A 2,728-nucleotide genomic window follows, 5' to 3' on the forward strand; every position below is an offset into this window, starting at 1 on the left:
CGCGGGGGGCGTCCTGCGCATCCGCGGGGGCGCTCGCGATGAGGCCGAGGAGCAGGGCGGCGGCGATCCGGCGCATCGCGGCGGCCCTCACGACGCCACCCGGACTTTTCGGCCGCGCCATTCCACGAACCACGCGGTCGCGCCGAGGCCGACGATGCCGACGGCGAGCACGATCATGTCGACGATCAATCCGCCGCCGGTCCGAAAGCGCAGGAGCTGGCCGCCGAGGCTCAAGATCGATCCCATGGAGAACACGGCCAGGGAATTCCGGCCCAGGCTCGCAAGATACCCGACAATCAAGGGGATGCGGGGCGCGATGATACCGTAGACCGGGCCGAATGCGAGAAGGACGCCCACGAAATGTAACAGGCGCGCCGGCGTCAAGTAGGTCTTGTCGAAGCTGAACAGCAGTCGCGGGTCCGGGACCAGCATCGGATCGGGGCGGATCTCCAGCACCGAGAGCACGATCCCGAGGACGACGATCGCGATCCCGAGGGGGAACAGGCGGCGCGACCACAGCCGCAGCGTGCCCGAGGTGCGGTTCCAGTCCTGCAGGACGAAGCCGAGCACCAGGAGCAGCTGCCAGCACCACGGATCGAAGAACCAGTCGCCCTGCCCGGGCCAGGACGGCAGGTTCCACTCCTCGACGAGGCTGGCGAGGTAGAGGCCGGCCGAGAGCCCGAGGGCGAGGAGCCGGCTCTCTCTGGCGATCAGCACGAAGACCGGGGCGATCCCGAGCAGCACCACGTAGAGCGGCAGGATGTTGAAGAACCCGAGCTGGTGGGTGAGCAGCACCATGCCGACGACGGTTTGGATCGGGTCGGCGAAGAACCCGCCGGCATTGTGCCATTCGAGGATCAGCGGGTTGTCGAAGACCAGCGCGGTGCCGGCGATCATCGCCAGCGCGATCACCATCACGGCGAGCTGCGCCCGGTAGACCTCGATGGTGCGCGACAGGAGGCGCAGCACCGAGCGCAGCCGCGGCTCGGGCGTGCCGTCGCGGCCGCGGGTGGCGATGCCGATCGACCAGCCGGCCAGGAACACGAACAGCTCGGCCGCGTCCGAGATGCCGTACTGCGAGTAGGTGTAGCGCTCGAAGGTGTTGCCGGGGACGTGATTGATGAAGATCGTGACCAGGGCGAGCCCGCGCCAGAAATCGATCGCGTTCGGTTCCCGCATCGCGGTGTCGGCTCCGGAAGTTCGGCGTGCGGGTTCGTCCGCCGGCGGCGCGTCGCGACGCGGCGAAGGCCGGTCCTGATACGGCGGCGCAGGCCCGACTGCAAAGGTGCGCCGCAGACGCCCCGCCCCGCGGGTCGAACCGACCCGCCGTCGCCCGCGTTACGCCGGGACAAGGAGCCGACGATGTCCAGAACCCACGGAATTTCCGCTTTCGCCCTCGCCGCCGCTGTGGCCGCGTCATGGTCGGGCCAAGCGCTCGCCCAGGCCCAGACGGGCACGGGCGGCGGGCCGACCACGACGATCACCGCGCCGAACACCTCGAGCGTCGGCCAGACCGTTCCGCGCCCGGGCGCCGCCGGCGAGGGCAGATTGGGCGACCGGGAGACGCGGACGGCCAACGAGAAGAAGGACGATCAGCTCATGCGCGGCATCTGCATCGGCTGCAGCAAGCAGTGACGGCGGCCCGGCGGTTCACTGAACCCGAGTTCACGCCGCCGGGTTCTCGCGTGCCAATCGCAACAGGTTCTGTCCGTAGGCGGTCTTCTTGAACAGCTCGCCGCGGGCGAGGAGCTGCTCGTGGCCGATGAAGCCCTGCTCGAACGCGATCTCCTCCAGGCAGGCGACCTGCAGCCCCTGGCGGTGCTGGATCGTGCGCACGAACTCGGAAGCCTCGAGCAGGCTGTCGTGCGTGCCGGTGTCGAGCCAGGCGTAGCCGCGGGACATCTTCTCGACGTGGAGCTGGCCGCGCTCGAGATAGGCCTCGTTGACCGAGGTGATCTCGAGCTCGCCCCGCGCCGAGGGCGTCACCGCGGCGGCGATGTCGAGCACCTGATTGTCGTAGAAGTACAGGCCGGTCACCGCCCAGGTCGATTCCGGCTCGGCCGGCTTCTCGACCAGCCGCAACGGCCGCCCGGCCGCGTCGAGCGTGACCACGCCGTAGGCCTGCGGGTTCTCGACGTGGTAGGCAAATACCGTCGCCCCCGCCTTGCGCTCGGCGGCGCGCGCCAGCAGCTCGGTCATGCCGGCGCCGAAGAACAGGTTGTCGCCGAGAATCAAGGCGACGGAATCGTCGCCGACGAACTCGCGGCCGATGAGGAAGGCCTGCGCCAGCCCCTCGGGCTTGGGCTGCACCGCGTAGGCGAAGCGCAGCCCGAACTGCTCGCCGGTGCCGAACAGGCGCTTGTAGTTGTCGAGGTGCTCGGGGCTCGAGATGATCAGGATCTCCCGGATGCCGGCCAGCATCAGCACCGAGACCGGGTAGTAGATCATCGGCTTGTCGTAGACCGGCAGCAGCTGCTTGTTGATCGACAGCGTCGCCGGATGCAGCCGCGTGCCGGAGCCGCCGGCCAGGATGATGCCCTTCATCGGAAGGCCTCCGTTGTGACCGGCCCGATCAGGCGGTCGAGAATGGTGTCGAGAGCTTGTTGCCACGGCCGCATCGCGATGCCGTAGGCGGCGTTCAGGCTCTCGGTCGAGAGCGCCGAGTTCGCCGGCCGCCGGGCCGGGGTCGGGTAGGCGCTGGTGGGGATGCCCGCGACCGGCACGGAGC

General features: G+C 69.3%; 4 protein-coding genes. 1 reads left to right on the forward strand and 3 read right to left on the reverse strand.

Features of this window, described 5'->3' with window-relative positions; translation table 11 throughout:
• Nucleotides 1-87 precede the first annotated feature (87 nt).
• On the reverse strand, nucleotides 88-1,179 hold the full coding sequence (locus FV223_RS24595; protein ID WP_147729421.1) for an OpgC domain-containing protein: 1,092 nt from the start codon (nucleotides 1,177-1,179) through the stop codon (nucleotides 88-90).
• A 183-nt stretch (nucleotides 1,180-1,362) separates the two neighbouring features.
• On the opposite strand from FV223_RS24595, the gene FV223_RS24600 reads away from it, so the two are divergent.
• Nucleotides 1,363-1,635: a hypothetical protein gene (locus FV223_RS24600; RefSeq protein WP_147729422.1), complete on the forward strand. Its 273-nt coding sequence runs from the start codon at nucleotides 1,363-1,365 to the stop codon at nucleotides 1,633-1,635.
• Between the two features lie 30 nt (nucleotides 1,636-1,665).
• Here the strand turns inward: FV223_RS24600 and rfbA are convergent, their stop codons facing one another.
• Nucleotides 1,666-2,544: a glucose-1-phosphate thymidylyltransferase RfbA gene (gene rfbA / locus FV223_RS24605; RefSeq protein WP_147729423.1), complete on the reverse strand. Its 879-nt coding sequence runs from the start codon at nucleotides 2,542-2,544 to the stop codon at nucleotides 1,666-1,668.
• Nucleotides 2,541-2,728 (reverse strand): sugar nucleotide-binding protein (locus FV223_RS24610; protein ID WP_147729424.1); only part of this gene is annotated, 188 nt, incomplete at its 5' end. The genes rfbA and FV223_RS24610, both read right to left, overlap by 4 nt.

This window comes from Methylobacterium sp. WL116, from assembly GCF_008039455.1.
Lineage (GTDB): Bacteria > Pseudomonadota > Alphaproteobacteria > Rhizobiales > Beijerinckiaceae > Methylobacterium.